Here is a 19249-nt window from a genome sequence, read left to right on the forward strand (position 1 = left end):
GCCCGACGTACATTCGCCTGTGCAATAACGATTCGGTCGCCGTACACGGTTTAGTCGGCGGCGGTGACGCTGATCGAGGAGTTCGAGGGGGCCGCGGCCGCCGTCGTCGACGAGGTTGCCGGCCGCGCGCGAGGCGGGGGTCGACCGGGTCGTCGGCGACGTCGTCAGGGGGACTCCCCACCGGGAGATCCTCGCGTACGCCGACGAACACGACGTCGATCTGATCGTGGTGGGGACCCACGGCCGGACGGGCCTCGAGCGTCCTCGCCGGCAGCGTCGCGGAGAAGGTCGTCAGGTCGTCGACGGTGCCGGTGCTCGCCGTTCGGCTGACCGAGGCGTGACGCGGTTCGGGAGCGAGCCGAGGGATTTTGACGCCGTCGCCCGTACGGACCGTATGTCACCGCAGGCGTCGTTCGACGTCCACTGCCCCGACGACCGCCGCTGCGACGTCCTCGTGCTCGGACTCTCGACACCGGGACTCGCCGGCGTCACCGCGACCGACTACCTCGTCCGTCAGTTCGACTGCGAGGAGATCGGCCACCTCGCTCCCGACGGCCTGCCGGGGGTCACGCCGTTCGCGAACGGGACGCCCCGGCACCACACCCGCGTCTACGACGTCGCGGACTCGCCGCTCTCGCTCGTCGTCGGCGAACTGTTCGTCCCCGTGTGGGCGGCCGCGTCCTTCGTCGACTCCCTGCTCGGGTGGGCCGAGCGGGCCGGCGTCGACGAGATCGTCGTCCCCTACGGCGTGGCCTACCCCCACGGCCCCGACGAACACGGCGTCTTCTCCGTCGCGACCCCGGCGTACCGGGATCGACGGCTCGACGGGACGACGATCGAGGGGCTTCGAGGCGGCGTCCTCGACGGCGTCGTCGGGGAGGTGATGGCCCGGAGCCTCGCCGGCGACGCCCCGCCGGCGGGCGCGCTGGTGACGCCGATCCACCCGCCGGGGCCGGACCTCGATGCCGCGCTGTCGCTCATCGACGCGCTCGAAGGGGTCTACGGGTTCGACGTGGACGAGCGGGACCTGCGCGAGCAGTCGACCGAACTCCGGCGGTACTACGCCGCGCTCGCCGACCGGATGGCCGCGATCGAGGAGGAGTCGGGTCGCGAGTACCCCGAGGATCGATCGTACATGTGATTTTTGTCGCCGGGCGTCGCACCCCGGCGTATGTCGCTACCGACGGCGCTCGAGGCGGCCGACGGACCGCGGGCGATCGACACCCACGCCCACCAGCCGACGGCGACGTTCCTGCGCGACGCCGGCGGACGGATGATGCGCGACGCGGCCGACCGCTTCGGCGCCGACCTCGAGACCGGCACGTACGAGGAGATGATCGAGGAGTACCGCGAGACGGGGGTCGGCCGGGCGGTGTTGCTCGGCTGGGACGCCGAGACCAACACGGGGAACCCGCCGGTGCCCAACGACCACGTCGCCGAGGTACGCGACGAGTACCCCGAGTTCTTCGTCGGCTTCGGGAGCGTCGACCCGCTGAAAGACGACTGCGTCGAGGAGGCGATCCGCTGCGTCGAGGACCTCGACCTCTCGGGGTTCAAGTTCCAGCAGATCGCCCAGGGGTTCGACCCCTCGGAGCCGGCCCACGAGGAACTGTGGGCGACGATCGAGGACCTCGGCGTCCCCGTCGTCTTCCACGGCGGCAGTTCGACCCTCGGCGCCGGGAGCCCGGGCGGCCGCGGCCTCAAACTCGAGTACGGGGATCCGATGTTGATCGACCCCGTCGCGGCCGACCACCCCGAGTTGCGGATCCTGATCGCCCACCCCGCGTTCCCGTGGGAGAAAGAGCAACTCGCGATCTGTCAGCAGAAGGGCAACGTCTACATGGACCTCTCAGGGTGGATGCCCGGGTACGTCGACGAGCAGGTGCTCCACTACGCGCGGAAACTCCTGCCCGAGAAGGTCATGTTCGGTACCGACTACCCGATGCTCGAACCGCGGCCGTGGCTCGAGGGGTTCGCCGAACTCGGCTTTCCCGAGGGCGTCCAGCGAAAGCTCCTCTGGGAGAACGCGGAGTCGTTTCTGGGGCTGTAGCTGCGGGCGCGGTCACTCCCCCCGTCCGACGGCCCGGCCGAGGGCGACCCCGAGGCGGTCGAGGAACTCCTCGACCGGCCGGCCGCGCTCGGCCGACCGGAGGATCGGCGCGAGGACGAGGCCGGCGACGGCGAGGCCGACCGCCGCCGGCAGCCCGGGGACGGGGTCGGCGGCCCCGACGGTCACGACGAACAGCGCCGCGACGGCCAGTCCCGCGGTCCAGACGTGGACGGCGCTGCGCCGGCCGTCCTCGCCGGCGGTCTCGGCCGCGCGGAAGGCGGCCCAGCCGGTGAGCGCGCCGAGCGTCGCCGCCAGCAAGAGTACCTGATCGAAGGCGGCGCCGCTCGAACCGACGCCGGCGGCCGCGCAGGCGACCGCGACGAGGAACGCGACGGCGCCCCGCTCGCGTCCGGCCCGCCGGAGGAGAAGCGCCGTCGCGCCGAGGAAGGCGAGGCCGACGGCGACGCCCGCGAGCACGTCGACGAGGTAGTGGACCCCGAGGGCGACCCGCGAGAGGGAGACGGCGCCGACGAGGGCCGCGGCCGCGGCGTACCGCCGACGGGCGCTCCCCGCCGCGACGGCGCCGGCGAGCGAGACGTAGACGACCGTCGACAGCAGGGCGTGGCCGCTCGGGAAGCCGTAGCCGCCCGCAAAGCCCGTCGCGGCGTACAGCGGCTGGATCGCCGGGTGGACCGCCTCGACCGGCGCCAGCGGGGCGCTGGGCCGCGGGAACGCGAAGTAGTACTTCAGCGCGTAGAGGACGCCGAGCCCCCCGAGCGCCCGGGCGGCGACGACGGCGAACCGCTCGCGGCCGTCGCGGACGTACAGGAGCGTCACGACGAGCGCGAGGAACCAGACGTCGCCGAGTTGCGTGACGAGCGCGACGACGGGCGCCAGCGACTCGGGGAGTACCCCCTGAACGAACTCGACGCCTCCGAGTTCCCTGGCCATTCGTCACCCACTCCGTCTCGACGGCTGATGTATGTGTCGAAAAAGCGGGCCGTCAGGGCGCGACGTCGTCCTCGTCGCCGCGGTCGGACTCCCGGTCGCGGTCCTCGATCTCCTCGGCGGCGTCCGTCTCCAGTTCGTCGTCGGCCGGTTCGTCCACCGGGGGTTCGTCGGTCGGCCCCTCACCGCCGCGCTGGCGGGGCCGTTCGTCCGCGTCGACCTCGCCCTCGGTGTCGCTCGGTTCGACCTCGTCGACGCCACGCTCCTCGCCCGCCATCCCCTCGGCGGCCCGATCACGCTCCCGCGACTCGTCCGTACTCGGCGTTCGCTCCCGCGCTCGCTCGACCCGTTCCGCCCGCCGGCCCTCGTCGGTCGCCCCCGCCGCGCCGACGCTCTCGGAGAGGTCCCCCCGCAGGCGGACCGCGTCGCCGGTGATCTCCGCGACCGACTCCGCTTCGAGGGCGACCGTGTCCGGACCCGGTTCGTCCCAGCCGATCGCGGCCTTGATGCTGTCCAGTATGCCGGGGTCCGGTTCGACGTGGGCGACGTCGCCCTCGACGACCGCCACCAGTCCGACCTCGTCGCCGTTGGCGTCGACGACCGTCTTGCCGACGTCGTCGTCCGTGAATTGTGCGCACATGACACGTGTCAGGTGGGTCGTGACGGCAAAGCCCCTGCTGCCTGCATCCGCGTGGGGCGAGGCCGTCGCTGGCGGGTAACGCCGGCGAAAAATCGATGGCTTCCGGACGGGCCGATCGAGTTCAGATTCCGGTGTCCGATCCCATTCCCGCGCTGGCGTCGGAGAGATCGCCCCTGAGGCGAATCTCGTCGTCGGTGACCCTGTCGACGGCGGCCTCCTGCAGCGGGTAGGCCTTCTCGTCGGGGTCCTCCCAGCCGAGTTTCGCCTTGATCGTGTCGGTCATTCCGGGGTCCGGTTCGACGTGTGGCGTGCCGTGTTCGATCGCCGTCACCACGCCGATCTCGTCGCCGTTCGCGTTCACGACGCGCTTGCCGACGTCGTCGTCGGTGAAGTCGGGAGACATGGCGTTCGAACGAACGGCCATTCCGGCCAAGGCGCTGGTGCCTGTGCCTGCAGGCCGTCAGTCGAACTCCGGATCCCGTCCCTCGAGGAACGCCGAGACGCCCTCCTCGTGGGCCTCGGAGGTGTACGCCTGCACCTGCACGTGGTTCTCGTAGTCGAGCGCCGCCGACCAGTTCCGCCCGAGGTTCTCGTGTATCGCCCGCTTTGCCAGCCCGATGGTTCGCGTCGGTCGCCGGGAGAGGCGGTCGACGGTCTCGGCGACGCGCTCGTCGAGTTCCTCGGCGGGGACCGCCTCGTTGATCAGGTCGATCGCCGCGGCCCGCTCGGCCGGGAAGAACTCGCCGGTGAACGCCAGTTGCTTCGCGGTGCGCAGTCCGACCAGTTGCGGCAGCAGGAACGTCCCGCCCGTGTCGGGGATGAGGCCGACCCGGACGAACGCACACGAGAACGTCGCGTCCTCGGTCGCGTACGCGAAGTCGGCCAGCGCCGCGACGGCCAGTCCCGCCCCGACGGCGTCGCCGTTTACCTTCGCGACGGTGGGCACGCGACACTCGAGCATCTCCTCGACGACCCGCCCGAACGTCTCGGTGACCCGGTCGTAGGCCTCGCTCGGCCCCTCGTCGCGCTCGGCCATCGCCTGAATGTCGCCGCCGGCGCTGAACGCGTCGCCCTCGCCGGTGAGCACGACCGCGTGGTGGTCGTCGGGGGAGGCGCTCGCCACCGCCTCGGCGAGTTCCTCGGCGGTCTCCGTCGAGAAGGCGTTGAGCACCGCCGGTCGGTCGAACGTGATTCGCAGGACGCCGTCGTCGTCTTCGACGCGCATGGCCGCAGTCTCGAACGCCGGCGCCTTAACTGTACGCGGGAGACGGCCGGCGGCGGGCCGCGACGATCTCGCCACGTCCGGCAGGATAGCCGAACGTTCGTTCAATCCTTCTCGTTTTACCAAGAAATTTTATAAGTAACGTCCGGCTACCGGTTCGGTTCACTTAACTCGTGAACTGGTGCTGGGCAACCCCTATGAGAACACGACAGCGAACCTGACCTGCATGGCACGCGGACCTTCGGGAACGAGTGAATCCGATAGTCGCAACGTACGCAGGGACTCCCTGCTGGATCGACGGTCGTACCTGAAAGCGGCCGGGATCGCGGCCGGCGTGATGGCCGGCGCGGCCGGCAGCGCCGCGGCGGCCGAGGACGCCGACGTGAACATCGTCGAGGCCGGCGCCGACGATACCGGGAACAGGGCGATCAACGACGTACTGGACCGCGTCCACGGGAGCGGCAAGACGATCTACTTCCCGCCGGGGCGGTACCTGCTGCGGTCGTTCCGGACCGCCGCGAACGACTGGACGTGGGTCGGCGAGGACGCGACCATCGTCGTCCCCGGCAGCGAGAACCGGAACTACCTCTTCTTCGAGGGCGACCGGTGGACGTTCGACAACTTCACGATCGACCTGACGGCGTCCGGCGCCGCGCCGATCAACTACCCCCGTGGCAACGACTGGGAGTTCAAGAACGTCGTCTTCGAGGGGCAGATGGACGACCCGGAGTACCGGGCCGGGTCGAACCTGCTGTACCCCAACGTCGACAGCGCCGGCGCGACCGGCGTGATCGAGAACGTGATCGCGACCGACGGGAGCGCCGACCCGGGCGACTCCTCCAACCGCGGCGGGTTGTGGGCCGGTCCGAGCAACGAGGGCCACCTGATCGTTCGCAACAGCCACTTCCGGCACTTCGCGAACAACACGCTGTACGTCGCGAACATCCCCGGCCGCGTGACGATCGATGGCTGTCTCATCGAGGACAGCAACGTCGGCGTCCGCATCGGCGGCAACACGGCGGTCCGGGACACCGTCTTCGACCAGCGCGGGCCGGTGCCGCGGGCGCGCTGGTCCGGCGGCCGGGCGGCCCGGGGGATCTGGATCAACAGCAACTCCTACGTCCCCGGCGACATCGAGGTCGAAGGCTGTGATTTCCTGATGAACGGCCCGCAGGGCGCCCACGCCGTCTTCTCCCGGCGTCGCCTCGACGGGATCGAGATCCGTGACTGCCGGATCCACCAGAACGGCGGCTTCACCGGCATCGAGTTCGCCGACGGCGGCTCCGGCGCGACGGTGATCGAGGACACGAGCGTCGTCGGCGACTCCTCGAAACCCGCGATCAGGCTCGTCGACCGCGACGGGGCGCGGCTCCGGCGCGTCTGCGTCCAGAAGTCCGGCCCCGGGATCGAACTCCGCGGGTCGAGCAACGTCTCCGTCGAGGACTCGAACGTCAACGTCTCCGGACAGCAGTTCACCGGCGTCGCGCCGTCGACCCGCGACGTCACCGCGAACGAGAGTTGCCCGGCGCCGTCGAGCGACTGGGACGGCGAGTCGGAGCCAGGCGACGACCGCGACGACGAGGACGAACCCGCCGAACCCGAGGGGACCGAGGTCCGACTGGTGGGGACCGCCGAGTACGTGATCGAGGCCTCCGGCGAGGTGCAGCCGGCACCCGAGATCGCAGAGTGGGTCGAAGAGGGTGACCAGTACGGCGACGGCCGGGTCGAGTGGTACCTGACCGACTCCGAGACCGCGTGGTACGTCACCGGCGAGATCGAGACCCTCGACGTGGACGACCCGAGCACCGTGACCGTCTACGTCGACGGCGAGGAGGTCGACCCCGAGACGTACCCCTCGGCGGACGAGGACGACGGCGAGCACAGCCTCCGTCTCGACGGGACCGCCGAGTACCTGATCGAAGTCAGCGGCGAGATCCGCCCCGCCGAGGAGATCGCCGAGTGGGTCGAGGAAGGCGAACAGTACGGCGACGGCTGGGCCGAGTGGTACCTGACCGACTCCTGGACCGAGTGGCAGTTCACCGGCGAGATAGAGCGGTTCGAACTCTCCGGCGCGGAGAACCTCGACGTCTACCTCGACGGCGACGCCGTCGACCCCGACGACCTCGGGGCCGACGACGGCGACGGCGTCCCGCCGAACCGGATCACGATCACCGGCACGGGGACGCCGACGGAGTACACCTTCACCGCGAGCGGCGACGTCGTCGACAACCCCGACCGCGGAACCCTAGAAGAGTGGGACGAGATCGACGGCAGCACCGTCACGGGCTGGGTGACCGACCCCGAGCACGTCGACAGCTTCCGCTTCGAGGGATCGCTGACGAACCTCGAGTTACGCCAGGGCGAGGCGGAGGTCCGGGTCAACGGCGTCGCGGTCGACCCCGGGGACGTCTGAGCGGCGTCGGGGACCGACCGCGCTCCGGTCGGGTTCTCTGACCCTCGGGCTGACGCGACGGTAACGGGGCTGTACCCGTCCGAAGCCGTGATATAACAATACCGGGTAACGGCGTCGGGTCCGGACATGGTCGGAATCACCGGCAGGCTGTCCCGACGGGAGCCCCGCCAGGGGTCGTTCGCGGAGTCGCTTCGGCCGCTGTTGCACACGGAGCGGCTGAACCCCCACATCGCGTACCGGACCGACGTCCACTCGGTCGGCTACACGGCCTACCCCGAGTACCCGATCCGGACGTTCGAGGCCGACGGCGTCCGGGTCTGCTTCGAGGGACGGCTCTACGACCGGCCGGCCGACGCCGTCGAATCGGAGGTCATCGAGGTCGCCCGCCGGGCGCTGGCGGACGACCCGGATCCGGGGCCGATCCGCGACTGGCTGCTCGACGTCGACGGGGAGTTCCTGCTGGTCGCCTGCGACGTGGAGAGCGGGCGACTCGCCGTGCTCAACGACGCGCTCGCGCGGCTGCCGACGTACTACTACCGCGACGAGGACGCGTTCGTCCTCTCGCGCGAGATCCGTTACCTCCTCGAATCCATCGACGTCGAGTTCGACCGCCTCGGCGTCGCGCAGTGTCTCCTGTTCGGCTACACGCTGGGCGATCGAACGATCGTCGAGGGCGTCAGCCGACTCCGGCCGGCGACGCTGCTGACGGTCGAACCCGACTCGCTCGCGGTCACGACGACGCGGCTCCACACCTTCGACTTCGACGAGCACCGCCACGACGACCGGAGCCGGACGCGCAACGCCTCCGAACTCGTCTCGCGGTTCGAGACGGCCTGCGAGAACCGCGCGGGGTACGCCGACCGCGACGTGATCTCGCTGAGCGGCGGGCTCGACTCCCGGTCGGTGCTCGCCGGCTACGCGGCGGCCGGGCTCTCGCCCGTGGCGGCCACGATGGAGTCCGAGGAGTACGTCGCGCGGTCCGACGTCGAAATCGCCGAGCGGCTGGCGGCGGACTTCGACGTCGACTGGCGGACCTACCACGTCGGCCACCCGACGGGTGCGGACCTCGACACGCTCGTGAAGACGAAAAACGGCCACATCGGGCTGATGACCTCGTTCATCCTCGACTTCTTCCGCCAGCTCGAAGCCGAGTTCGGCCCCGACGTCACGTACATCACCGGCGACGGCGGGGACAAGGCCCTCCCCGACCTGACCCCGGTCCGGTCGCTCTCCGAGGACGACCTCGTCGACTACGTGCTGGCACAGAACAGCCTCGTCGACGTCGAGCGGGTGGCGGAGCTGACGCGGCTCTCCGAGGGCGAGATCAGGCGGAGCGTCCGCGAGCACGTCGACGCGTTCCCGGAGCGGACCCCCGCCGGGAAGTACGTCCACTTCCTCGTGTACGGGCGGGCGGTCAACTTCCTGTTCGAGGGCGAGGACCGCAACCGGCTGTTCTTCTGGAGCGTGACGCCGTTTTACTCGCTGCCGTTTTTCCGGTACGCGATGAACTGCCCGCCGGAACAGAAGGAGCGGTACAAGCTCTACCGGTCGTTCCTCGGCCAACTCGCGCCGAGCGCCGCCGGCCGGGTCCACCCCATCTACGGGGCACCCGTCGACTCCTCGCGCCACGCCCTCGCGGCGCTCGTCGACGACGTCCTCTCGCGGTACCCGTCCGTCTTCGAGACGGTGAAACCGTTCATCAAGGCGTTCAACGACCTCGACACGGGCTCGACGGTCGGCCCGGACACCGTCGACTGCATCCGCCACCAGGTCGACCGCAACGACGTCGTCGACGACCTCTTCGACCGGCAGGCGCTCGACCGGATCATCGACGCCCACGACGAGTACGGGAAGTTCACCCTCTACCGGATCTTCGCGCTGACCTCCGTCGTCGACGACATCCACTCGACCCGGAGCGTCCTCGAGGCCAACCGGGACGCGGTGTTCGCCTGAGCCGCGGCCGGGACCTACGGCGCGGTCCGCGGCCCCGTCAGTCCTCCAGCAACGTGTCGGGGTCGACCGCGACGCCGTTGACCCGGACCTCCGCCTCGCCGTCGACCGACAGCGACTCCAGCCGGCCGCTGAACCGGTAGGCGTCGAGCCAGTTTGCGACCTCGCCGCTCGCGCGGTTGCCGTCGACCTCCGCGGCGTCGTCGACCGTCGCGCCGTCGTCGGTGCTGGCCGCGACCGCCCCGGAGACGGTGAACTCGTAGCTGGTGATCTCGTCGGACCCCTTCTCGCGGCCGTCGAAGAAGATCGTGTTCAACAGGAGCGGCTCGTCGTCGCCCTCGACGGAGCCGCCAGCGGCCGCCTCCTCGGCGCTCGTGGGGACGCCCTCGGGGACCTCGGTCGTCGGATTCGAGCCGGCGCCTTCGACGGTGAACTCGCTCGTGGGCCGGTCGCCGGCGAACTCGCAGTCGCGCAGGGTCGCGGTGCCGCCCTGGGCCGTCGTCGTCATGCTCCCGGGGGTCTCCCACGTGAAGTGGCAGTCTTCGAGGACGATGTCGGAGGGGTTCGACCGGTACCACGCCCAGATACCCCGGCCGCCGGGGTAGCCGGTCGCGTCGTGGACGAAGACGCAGTCGCGGGCGCGACTCCCCTTCGTCCCCAGCCGCAGGTGGTTGACGCCGTTGCCCCGGAAGTAACACGACTCGAGTTTGACCGGGCCGCCGCTGGGCCCGGCGCCGGAGGCGTAGGCCGCGTTCGAGGGCCACCCCGCGAAGTGGACGCGGTCGAGTTCGAGGGTGCCGGCGTGCTCGCTCGACGCCCACAGCGCGCTGCGCCCCCAGTTCTTGCCGCCGTGGACGCCGCAGTCGTCCTCGCCGACGCTCGACCCGTCGCCGAGGTAGACGTTCTCGATCCGGCCGGTCGACCCGGCGTCGACGGCCGCGGTGATCGCGAAACACGGCGGGTCGTTGCGGAGGTCGTGGTCGCCGCGGAAGCCGACGTCGCGGATCGTCCAGTCGCTGCCGCGCGCGTGGATCGTCGCCGCCGTGTTCGACGCGGTACAGTCGATCAGGACGTTCTCGAACGTCTCGCCGCTGCCGACCGAGATGACCTCGTGTTGGCCCGAGGGGACCTCGATCACGTCGTAGTCGTCCGACGCCGCGGCCGCCGTTCCGCTCGCGGCGGCCGTCGCCGCGCCGGCCGCGGCCGCGCCCACCATCCCGAGGTACGCGCGACGGTGGATCGAACCGTCCCTGTTCGGCCGTTCGCGGGTGTCGTCCGCGTCGGCAGTCTCGTCATCCAGTACGTCAGGTTCGCGTGCCATACACCCCAGACGGACAGTCACCGGAACATAAATTTTTCGTATTGCCACTTATAATTTTTCGTGAGATAAATTTGTTCCTAACTGTCCACGGAAGGGGTATCGACCCGGACTCGCTAATCTTTATACGTCCGCGAGCGCGCCGCTCCCCCGAACCGCCCGTACGCGACGGCGCCGGCCACGGATATATGCCGCTGGCCGCTGTAGGGAGCCGGTGACTCGGCTCGTGTCCCGAACGCGCCAGACGAGCGCCCCCGGCGAAGCGGCGCCCGAACCGGTCCCTGTCCCCGAGGAGCGCGTCCTCCGGGCGTGGCTCGCCCGGGAGGCCGACCGCGGCGCGGCCCCCGTCGATCCGGAGTCGGTCCCGACGGACCGGACGGCGATGCTCGACGCGCTCCTCGCGGCGAAGCCGGGGGCGGCGGCGTTCGTCTGGCGCGAGCGACCCGTCCGCTGGTACCGACTCGACCTCGACTGGGATCGCTTCGCGGCGCTCCGGCCGGTGAACGGCCCGGACGACGCCCTGTGGCGGGCCGCCTCCACGGACGGGACCCTGTTCGGCGTGGCCGAGCGGGCCCGCGAGGAGGGGTTCGCCCCGCTCCGGGAGGCGGGAATCGACCCGGCGGCGATCCGCGCGTACCGCGACGACCTCGCCGCCGGGCGACGACTCGACCCGCTTGTCGTCCGGACCAGACGCGGCGCGACCCCGTGGTTCGTCGCCGACGGGAACCACCGGGCGACGGCGGTGGCGCTGCACGCCCTCGAAACCGGCCGGTACGATCCCCAGACGGCCTACGTGGCCGTGACCGCGAACCCCGTCCTCGGGCCGGCGCTCGCTCGCGTGCGGGGGCTCCTCCAGCGTCTTCGCGGACGGACGATCGGTCACGGGGGCGTACGGCGGTGACGGCGTCGCCGCTCGGGCGGTCGTCCGTGATGAGAGCGGGCCGCGATTCGAACCACGCCCGAGAACCCGCTCACTTCGTTCGCGGAACCTCGATTTACGTCAGAGTCCGCCGATGGCGGACTCTGACCGCACGGTCGGACGTGCTCGCTTCGTTGCGCGCAGCCTCCCTGCGTTCAAATCGTGCCTGCCGCTTCGCTCCTCGCGAATCGTTCGTCGCAGAAAGCGGGCCGGGCGCGATTTGAACACACAGTCGGACGTGCTCACTCCGTTCCGCGCGACCTCCCTACGTTCAAATCCCGCCGGATCCGATGCTCACCGCTCGCGGAGTTGCTCGCGGTGAGAAGCGGGCCGGGCGCGATTTGAACACGCGACCGACGGATTAAGAGTCCGTCGCTCTGCCTAACTGAGCTACCGGCCCTGTGTACGAACGTTTCGGTCGGGTATTGAAATACGTTTCCTTTAGCGAGTTCCGTGCGAGGGCGGGACAAACCGGTTGCGCGCCGAGAGCGTCCTGTCCGAGAACCAAAACGTAACAATCTTCGGGAGCGTTAAGTACGGTGGGTTCAACCACACTCTCACCATGAGCACGGGGGTCACTATCTCGTCGATATCTGACTACGCCATTCTGGGCTGTGGCAGCGTCGGCTACGCCGTCGCGGAGGAACTCGTCGATCAGGGGAAGGACGTCCTCATCATCGACCGCGACGAGAGTCGCGTCGAGTCGCTGCGCGACCAGGACCTCGACGCCCGCACCGCCGACATCGGCGACCCGGAGACCGCCGACCTCGTCGCCGACCGGAGCGTCGTCCTCATCCTCGCCTCGGACGTCGAGGCGAACAAGCAGGCCGTCGAGAACATCCGCGAGAACGACGGCGAGCAGTTCGTGGTCGCGCGCGCGAGCGACCCGGTCTCGGGCGACGAACTCTCCGACCTCGGCGCCGACGTCGTGATCAACCCCTCGACGGTGATCGCCGACTCGGCCCTGCGCGCGCTCGAATCGGGTGAACTCGAGTACAACGCGGGCAAACTCGCGGAGATCATCGAGGAGACCGCCGGGCGACTCGCGATCGTCACTCAGGACAGCCCCGACCCCGACTCCATCGCCAGCGCGGCGGCGCTGCAGGCCATCGCCGACCATCTCGGGGTCGAGGCGGACATCATCTACATGGACGAGATCGGCCACCAGGAGAACCGGGCGTTCGTCAACCTGCTCGGGATCGACCTCCTCCAGTGGGACGACGTCGAGGACCGCTCGGCGTACGACACGGTCGCGCTCGTCGACCGCGCCACCTCCGGCGAGATGGAGTTCGACGTCGACATCATCGTCGACCACCGCGAACCCGAGGTCGACTACGACCCCTCGTTCGTCGACATCCGCCCGAACATGTCCTCGACGTCGACGATCATGACGAAGTACATCCAGGAGTTCGACATGAACGTCTCCGAGGAGGTCGCGACCGCCCTGCTCTACGGCATCCGCGCCGAGACGCTCGACTTCAAGCGCGACACGACCCCCGCCGACCTCACCGCCGCGGCCTACCTCTACCCGTTCGCGAACCACGACACCCTCGAACAGGTGGAGTCGCCGTCGATGTCCCCCGAGACGCTGGACGTCCTCGCCGAGGCCATCGCCAACCGCGACGTTCAGGGGAGCCACCTCGTCTCGAACGCGGGGTTCGTCCGCGACCGCGAGGCGCTCACGCAGGCGGCGAGCCACCTCCTCAACCTCGAAGGGGTGACGACGACGGCCGTCTTCGGCATCTCCGAGGAGACGATCTTCCTCGCGGCCCGCTCGAAGGACATCCGGATGAACATCGGCAGCGTCCTCGCCGACGCCTACGGGGAGATCGGCGAGACCGCCGGCCACTCCACGCAGGCCAGCGCCGAGATCCCCCTCGGCATCTTCACCGGGATCGAGATCTCCGACGACACCCGCGACACGTTACTTGAGTTGACCGAGGAGGCGGTGAAACGGACGCTGTTCGACGCGATGGGCGTCGACGGCAGCGAAGGATCGAACGGCGGTTAGACGACGACTTCCTCTCGTTCCTGATCGGGGTCGCGGACGCGCTCGATGACGTCGTTGACGAGGACGACGTCGCCGACCGCCCGCACCCAGCGGTAGGGTACGATGACCCCCCGCGCGCTCCGGGCTTCCTCGTCGAACAGTTCCGGGTTGAGGGTGCCGAGCGCGAGGCCGGTGACGCTCTCGCCGTCGACGTCCAGACGCAGGTCCTCGACCTCGCCGACGTAGATGCCGTTGTTCGAGTACACCTCTCGCCCGACGAGCGACGTGATCTCCTGGGGAGTGTCGTCCATACCGAACGATCACGCGAGGCTGACTCTTAACTCTTAGTCAGACGCCACCCGACCGGCCGCGCCCGGGCCGACCCGTCGCGGCCGCCCCCGCTCGGCGGGGTCGCGACGCGGGTCCGACGGATTCCGACCGCGATCGGACGACGCGACCCCTTATAAACGAGAGTAACATTTAACACTAATTAACGATCGTGTGGCGGGATCGGCGACGCGTGAGAATATATCGCTGGAGGGCGAACGATCTGTCGCCGGGGTGCCTCTGACAACCGGCACGGGGACGGCCCGTCAGGCCCGGAGCGGCCGTCCCCACGGCCCCGACGCCCTTATACGAGTCGACCGCGCGCCGACAGCGCCCGGTCTCGACGCGCTCACTCCCCGAGGATGGCGTCGACGTCGGCGTGGTTCGAGAGGAGTTCCTCCATCCGGTCGACGGTCCGTTCGTCGCGGGTGCGGCCGCTACGGACGACGTCTTCGGCCCGTTCGATGGTCGTCAGCGTGTCCGTGTTGACCAGCAACACCGGCAGGTCCTTCTCGGCGGCCTGCCCGAGGATCGCCCCCGACGGCCGGTGGCCGCCGGTCAGGATGAGACAGCGCACGCCCGGCGCTTCGAGCGCGGCGGTCTGGAGTTCCGCGCGGTCGCCGCCCGTGATGACCGCGGCGTTCTTCGTCCGGCGGAAGTGCCGCAGCGCGCTGTCGGCGCCCATCGCGCCGACGCTGAACCGTTCGACGTAGGCGTCGGTCTCGCCCTCGACGAGGAGGTTCGCGCCGAGTTCGTCCGCGAGGTCGCCGACGGTGACCCCCGACAGCGTCCGCTCGGTCGGGAGCACGCCGTAGACGGGGATGTCCTGTCCTTCGAGGAACGGGACGACCTCGTTCTCGAGCTGGTCGTAGACCGCGTCGGCGACGTCGTTGAAGACGACGCCGTCGAGGTGGTCGCCCAGCACCTCGGCCGCGGCGAGGACGTCGTCGACGTCGCCGGGCACCTCGTACGGGGCGACGAGCAGTACGCGGGCGTCGAGCAGGTCGGCGACGTCGGCGTCGGTGAGATCGACGATGCCGCCGAGTTCGAGTCGCCCGCCGCCCTCGAGGAACACCCGGTCGTGGTCCGCCGCGAGCGTCTCGAACGCCTCGCGGACCCGGTCGCGCAGTTCGTCGGGGTTCTCGCGGCCGCGGATCGCCTGCTCGATGAACGTCGGCGAGTAGACGACCGGTTCGAGGTCGTGCATCTCCGCGTCGAGGTCGAGCAGTTCGCGCGCGAACATCGGGTCCTCGTCGAGGGTCTTCCCGACGTTGCTCTGCAGGCGCGTCCCCTTCGGTTTCATGTAGCCGACGTCCTCGCCGCGCTCGCGGGCCAGTCGGGCGAGCGCGAGCGCGATGGCGGTCTTGCCGGTACTCTTCTCCAGTGACGTGACGAGGATCGTGTCCGTCTCGGTGGTGTCGGTGGTGGTGTCGGTATCGGTGTCGGTGTCGCTCATAGTTCCTCCGTGTCAACGGTGAGTCTGAGGTCGATCGCCTGTACGCCCTCCGGCCCCGCGACCAGCGGGTTCACGTCGAGTTCGAGGATCGACGGGAAGTCCGTCACCAGTTGCGAGAGTCGCTGGATCGTCTCGACGACCGCGTCGACGTCCGCCGGGTCCCGTCCGCGCGCGCCGCGCAGCAGCGGCGCCGCCTTGATCTCGTCGACCATCTCGGCGGCCTCGTCCTCGCCGACGGGCGCGACGCGGACCGACGTGTCCTTCAAGATCTCGACGAAGATGCCACCCAGCCCGAACAGCAGCAGCGGGCCGAACTGGGGGTCGCGGTTCATCCCGACGATGGTCTCGGTCGACCCCTCGAGGTCGAGCATCTCCTGGACCTGCACGCCGAGGATCGTCGCGTCGGGCTGGTAGTTGTGCGCCCGGGCGACGAGGTCCTCGTAGGCGTCGTAGACGTCCTCGTCGCCGACGCCGACCTTGACGCCGCCGATGTCGGACTTGTGGGTGATCTCCGGGCTGACGATCTTCATCACGACGTCGCCGTCGATCGACTCGGCGACCGCATGCGCGTCCGCCGGGTCGTCGACGATTTCGCCCTCGGGGATCGGGATGCCGTAGGCGTCGAGCAGGTCCATCGCCTCGACGCCCAGCCGGTTGTCCTCGCGGTCGCGCGCCCGTTCGAGGATCTCGCGGGCGCGCTCGCGGTCGACGTCGAACGCCGTCGGCTCGTCGTAGGTGCGCTCGCTGACGTCGCGGTAGGTCGCGAGCGCGTCGAGCCCCGACACGGCCCGCGCGGGGTCGAAGTAGTTGGGGATGCCGCTGTCGCGGAGGACCGCCTCCGCCGAGCGGGTGCGCTCGCCGCCCATCAGGCAGGTGACGACGGGCTTGTCGTGTTCCTCGCTGCGCTCGATCACCGCCTCGGCGAGGTCGTCGTAGTCGAGCACCGCCGTCGGCGCCGAGACGACGACCGCACAGCCGACGTTCGGGTCGGCCAGCGCGACGTCGAGGGCCTCCTCGAACCGCTCGACGTCGGCGTCGCCGATGGCGTCGATCGGGTTGTAGACGTTCGCCTCGTCGGGCATCGCCTCCGAGAGCGTCTCGATCGTCTCGTCGGTGAACGAGGCCATATCGAGGCGCGAGTCGCCGACCGCGTCGGTCGTGAGCACGCCCGGCCCGCCCGCGTTCGTGACGACGGCGACGCCGTCGGACTCGGGCGTCGGCAGTCCCGAGAGCGCGCGCGCCCAGTCGAACAGCTCCTGGACCGAACTCGCCCGCAGGACGCCCGCCTGTTCGAGGCCGGCCTCGTAGGCGCGCTCGCTGCCGGCGATGGCACCGGTGTGCGAGGAGGCGGCGGCCGCGCCCGCGTCGGTCCGGCCGGACTTGACGAGGACGATCGGGGTGTCCTCGCTGACCTCGCGGGCGGCGTCGACGAACGCGCGCCCCTCGTCGATCCCTTCGAGGTAGCCGATGACGACGTCGGTGCCGTCGTCCTCGCCCCACTCGTGGACGAAGTCGGTCTCGTCGAGGACGGACTTGTTGCCGAGCGAGACGACGTCCCGGAAACCGATCTCCTGCTGGTTCGCCCAGTCGAGCACGGCGGTGATGAACGCCCCCGACTGGCTCATGAACGAGACCGACCCTTCGAGGGCGTTCTCGGGCCCGAAGGTGGCGTTCATGCCGGCGCGCGTGCTCATCACCCCTAAGCTGTTGGGCCCGACGAGGTTGAGGTCGTACTCGGCGGCGACCTCGCGCAGTTCCCGCTCGCGTGCGGCGCCCTCGCCGCCGGTCTCGGAGAAGCCGGCGGTGATGACGACGACGTTCTCGACGCCGGCCTCCGCGGAGTCGCGGATGGCGTCGATCACGTACGGCGGCGGGACGACGATCACGGATAAGTCGACGGGAGGAGCGCTGGCGACGTCGGAGTGACACTCGAGGCCGAGTACCTCATCGCGGTTCGGATTCACCGGCACCACTTTGCCGGCGAAGTCCGTCCGGAGGTTCTCGAGGATCGCCCGACCGACGGCCCCCTCGCGGTCGGTCGCGCCGACCACGGCGACAGTCTCGGGTGCGAACAACTCGTGTAACCTTCCCATCACTCGTGGCTTGGCCGAGCGCGGAGTTAAACGTGTTCTCCCGTTCCCGATTCGTGGGTCCACCCCGTTGGTTTGGCCGGATCAATGCGTCGATATCGCCGTCGTCGATCGGTTCGAGGCGGCGACCGCCAGCAGGTAGAGCGCGACCGCGACGAGGACGATCGACCCGCCCGAGGGGAGTCCCCAGCGGATCGCGGCCGCGAAGCCGCCGACGATCGCGGCCTGCCCGGCCAGCACCGAGAGGTACAGCGTCTCCCGGAAGCCGCGTGCGACCTGCGAGGCGGCGGCGACCGGGATGACGAGCATCCCGGCGACGAGGATCACGCCGAGTACCTGCATCGAACCGACGACGACGACCGCCGTCAGCACGACCAGCAGGGTGTTGTAGCCGGTGACGTTCAGCCGGGCGACGCGGGCGGCCTGCTCGTCGAAGGTGATAAACACCAGTTGCTTGTACGCGAGCGCGACGGCGGCGACGACGACGACGCTGAGGACGGCCATCAGCCGGGCGCCGGCGGGGGTGACGACCGAGAGGTTTCCGAAGAGGTACTCGTCGATGGTGAACCCCTGCTGGCCCGGCCCGTAGCTGACGACGATCGTCCCGAGGGCGAAGCTGCCGGTGAGCATGATCGCGATGGGGACGTCGCCGTAGGCGTCCGTCCGCTCGGAGAGCCACTGGACCCCGAGCGCGCCGAGGACGCCGACGACGAGCGCCGCGTACAGCGCCAGCCCCCGCTGGGAGCCGCCCCAGCCGGTCACCGAGCCCGCGGCGAAACCGATCGCGACGCCGGCGAACGCCGTGTGCGCGAGCGTCTCGCCGATGAGCGCCATCTGGCGGTGGACGAGGAACGTCCCCACGAGCGGCGCGACGACGCCGACGAGCACCCCCGTCGACAGCTGTTGCCACATGAGGGGGTGTTCGAAGACGTTCGTCCCGAGGTAGAGGTCGATCCACTCGCCGACGATCAGGTACTGCTCGTACAGCGGTCCCGCGACGGGGTACGCCCGGAGCCAGTAGCAGGCGACGAAGCCGAGCATCGCCAGCGCGAGCGCGGCGGTGACCGCGAGGCCGGCGAGTTCGGCCGCTCGCCGCGGTCGCTTTCGCAGGGAGCGGACGCTCTCGGCGATCCCACGTTCTCCCGTCCGCTCGACGTTCCCGCTCATCAGTGATCGTGGTGGACGACCTGTCCGGTCGCGCCGTAGGCCTCGGCCAGCGCGTCGCTCTCGACGAACGACTCGGTGTCGCCGTGGTGGTACAGTTCCGTGTTGATGCAGGCGATGCGGTTCGCGCGGTCGGTGACGACCCCGACGTCGTGTTCGATGAGGATGATCGTGATCCCCGACTCGTTCAGCGAGTCCAGCAGCCGGTAGAACGCGTCCCGGGACTCGGCGTCGACGCCGACGGTCGGCTCGTCGAGCGCGAGCAGGTCGGCCTCCGAGGCCAGCGCCCGCGCGATGTACGCCCGCTGGCGCTGGCCGCCCGAGAGGCGGTTGATCCGCCGGTCCGAGATGTCGGCGATGCCGACCGTTTCGAGGGCCTCGTCGACGATCTCGTGGTCTTCCGCGGTCAGCCGCGAGCGGCCCGCGCGGGCGAACCGTCCCATCGTCACGCCCTCGCGGACGGTGACCGGCATCGAGCCGCCCCGCGAGGTCGCCTGCTGGGAGACGTAGCCGATCCGCTCGCCCCGATCGAACTCGTCGATCGGCCGGCCGAACAGCTCGATCCGGCCCTCGTCGGGTTCGAGCAGGCCGAGCATGAGGTGCAACAGCGTCGTCTTCCCGGAGCCGTTCGGGCCGATCAGCCCGAGGAAGTCCCCCGCCTCGATGGTCAGCGAGACGTCGCGGACCACGTCGGTCTCGTCGTAGGCGAACGACACGTCCTCGAGTTCGACGACCGGGGGCACGGTGGAGTCGCCCGATCCT

Annotated in this window: 16 protein-coding genes, 1 tRNA gene and 1 pseudogene; 7 read left to right on the plus strand and 11 right to left on the minus strand. The window is 69.9% G+C overall.

Annotated features, from left to right (window positions below; genetic code table 11):
• Positions 1–115 precede the first annotated feature (115 nt).
• The 3 genes and pseudogenes from NKG98_RS02330 to NKG98_RS02340 all read left to right on the plus strand — a co-directional run bounded on the left by NKG98_RS02330 (position 116) and on the right by NKG98_RS02340 (position 2050).
• Positions 116–341: pseudogene (locus tag NKG98_RS02330) on the plus strand (universal stress protein).
• A 53-nt stretch (positions 342–394) separates the two neighbouring features.
• Entirely contained in the window at positions 395–1141 is a 747-nt protein-coding gene (locus NKG98_RS02335; RefSeq protein WP_254768136.1) for a proteasome assembly chaperone family protein, read from the plus strand.
• 30 nt (positions 1142–1171) lie between these two features.
• Positions 1172–2050, plus strand: coding sequence for an amidohydrolase family protein (locus NKG98_RS02340; protein ID WP_254768137.1), 879 nt, complete (start codon positions 1172–1174; stop codon positions 2048–2050).
• 12 nt (positions 2051–2062) lie between these two features.
• Here the strand turns inward: NKG98_RS02340 and NKG98_RS02345 are convergent, their stop codons facing one another.
• The 4 genes from NKG98_RS02345 to NKG98_RS02360 form a co-directional block, all read right to left on the minus strand.
• Positions 2063–3001 carry a phosphatase PAP2 family protein gene (locus tag NKG98_RS02345; RefSeq protein WP_254768138.1) on the minus strand — a complete coding sequence of 313 codons (939 nt, stop codon included), beginning with the start codon at positions 2999–3001 and terminating at the stop codon, positions 2063–2065.
• A gap of 52 nt (positions 3002–3053) precedes the next feature.
• Positions 3054–3638, minus strand: a complete 585-nt coding sequence (locus NKG98_RS02350) for a hypothetical protein (protein WP_254768139.1) — start codon at positions 3636–3638, stop codon at positions 3054–3056.
• Positions 3639–3759: 121 nt separating this feature from the next.
• Positions 3760–4041, minus strand: a complete 282-nt coding sequence (locus tag NKG98_RS02355) for a hypothetical protein (protein ID WP_343230416.1) — start codon at positions 4039–4041, stop codon at positions 3760–3762.
• 57 nt (positions 4042–4098) lie between these two features.
• Positions 4099–4863 (minus strand): enoyl-CoA hydratase/isomerase family protein, encoded by a 765-nt coding sequence (locus NKG98_RS02360; protein WP_254768140.1) that lies wholly within the window; start codon positions 4861–4863, stop codon positions 4099–4101.
• 223 nt (positions 4864–5086) lie between these two features.
• On the opposite strand from NKG98_RS02360, the gene NKG98_RS02365 reads away from it, so the two are divergent.
• Entirely contained in the window at positions 5087–7273 is a 2187-nt protein-coding gene (locus NKG98_RS02365) for a right-handed parallel beta-helix repeat-containing protein (RefSeq protein WP_254768141.1), read from the plus strand.
• 126 nt (positions 7274–7399) lie between these two features.
• Positions 7400–9226 carry an asparagine synthetase B family protein gene (locus NKG98_RS02370; RefSeq protein ID WP_254768142.1) on the plus strand — a complete coding sequence of 609 codons (1827 nt, stop codon included), beginning with the start codon at positions 7400–7402 and terminating at the stop codon, positions 9224–9226.
• A 37-nt stretch (positions 9227–9263) separates the two neighbouring features.
• On the opposite strand, the gene NKG98_RS02375 is transcribed toward NKG98_RS02370, so the two are convergent.
• Complete coding sequence (locus tag NKG98_RS02375; protein WP_254768143.1) at positions 9264–10544, minus strand: hypothetical protein; 1281 nt, start codon at positions 10542–10544, stop codon at positions 9264–9266.
• 211 nt (positions 10545–10755) lie between these two features.
• On the opposite strand from NKG98_RS02375, the gene NKG98_RS02380 reads away from it, so the two are divergent.
• Positions 10756–11442 (plus strand): hypothetical protein, encoded by a 687-nt coding sequence (locus NKG98_RS02380; protein ID WP_254768144.1) that lies wholly within the window; start codon positions 10756–10758, stop codon positions 11440–11442.
• Between the two features lie 344 nt (positions 11443–11786).
• Here the strand turns inward: NKG98_RS02380 and NKG98_RS02385 are convergent.
• Positions 11787–11860 (minus strand) — tRNA-Lys (locus NKG98_RS02385).
• A 162-nt stretch (positions 11861–12022) separates the two neighbouring features.
• Here NKG98_RS02385 and NKG98_RS02390 point away from each other — a divergent pair.
• Positions 12023–13471, plus strand: coding sequence for a DHH family phosphoesterase (locus NKG98_RS02390; RefSeq protein ID WP_254768145.1), 1449 nt, complete (start codon positions 12023–12025; stop codon positions 13469–13471).
• Here NKG98_RS02390 and NKG98_RS02395 read toward each other — a convergent pair.
• The 5 genes from NKG98_RS02395 to NKG98_RS02415 all read right to left on the minus strand — a co-directional run bounded on the left by NKG98_RS02395 (position 13468) and on the right by NKG98_RS02415 (position 19230).
• Positions 13468–13761 (minus strand): PRC-barrel domain-containing protein, encoded by a 294-nt coding sequence (locus NKG98_RS02395; protein ID WP_254768146.1) that lies wholly within the window; start codon positions 13759–13761, stop codon positions 13468–13470. The two genes, NKG98_RS02390 and NKG98_RS02395, sit on opposite strands and share 4 nt — an antisense overlap.
• Before the next feature lie 365 nt (positions 13762–14126).
• Positions 14127–15233 (minus strand): phosphotransacetylase family protein, encoded by a 1107-nt coding sequence (locus tag NKG98_RS02400; protein WP_254768147.1) that lies wholly within the window; start codon positions 15231–15233, stop codon positions 14127–14129.
• Positions 15230–17326, minus strand: coding sequence for an acetate--CoA ligase family protein (locus tag NKG98_RS02405; RefSeq protein WP_254768148.1), 2097 nt, complete (start codon positions 17324–17326; stop codon positions 15230–15232). The genes NKG98_RS02400 and NKG98_RS02405 overlap by 4 nt, the downstream gene beginning before the upstream one ends.
• A gap of 81 nt (positions 17327–17407) precedes the next feature.
• Positions 17408–18490 carry a metal ABC transporter permease gene (locus tag NKG98_RS02410; RefSeq protein ID WP_254768149.1) on the minus strand — a complete coding sequence of 361 codons (1083 nt, stop codon included), beginning with the start codon at positions 18488–18490 and terminating at the stop codon, positions 17408–17410.
• Entirely contained in the window at positions 18490–19230 is a 741-nt protein-coding gene (locus NKG98_RS02415) for a metal ABC transporter ATP-binding protein (RefSeq protein ID WP_254768150.1), read from the minus strand. The genes NKG98_RS02410 and NKG98_RS02415 overlap by 1 nt, the downstream gene beginning before the upstream one ends.
• Between the last annotated feature and the right edge of the window lie 19 nt (positions 19231–19249).

It is taken from the genome of Salinilacihabitans rarus, assembly GCF_024296665.1.
Taxonomy (GTDB): domain Archaea; phylum Halobacteriota; class Halobacteria; order Halobacteriales; family Natrialbaceae; genus Salinilacihabitans; species Salinilacihabitans rarus.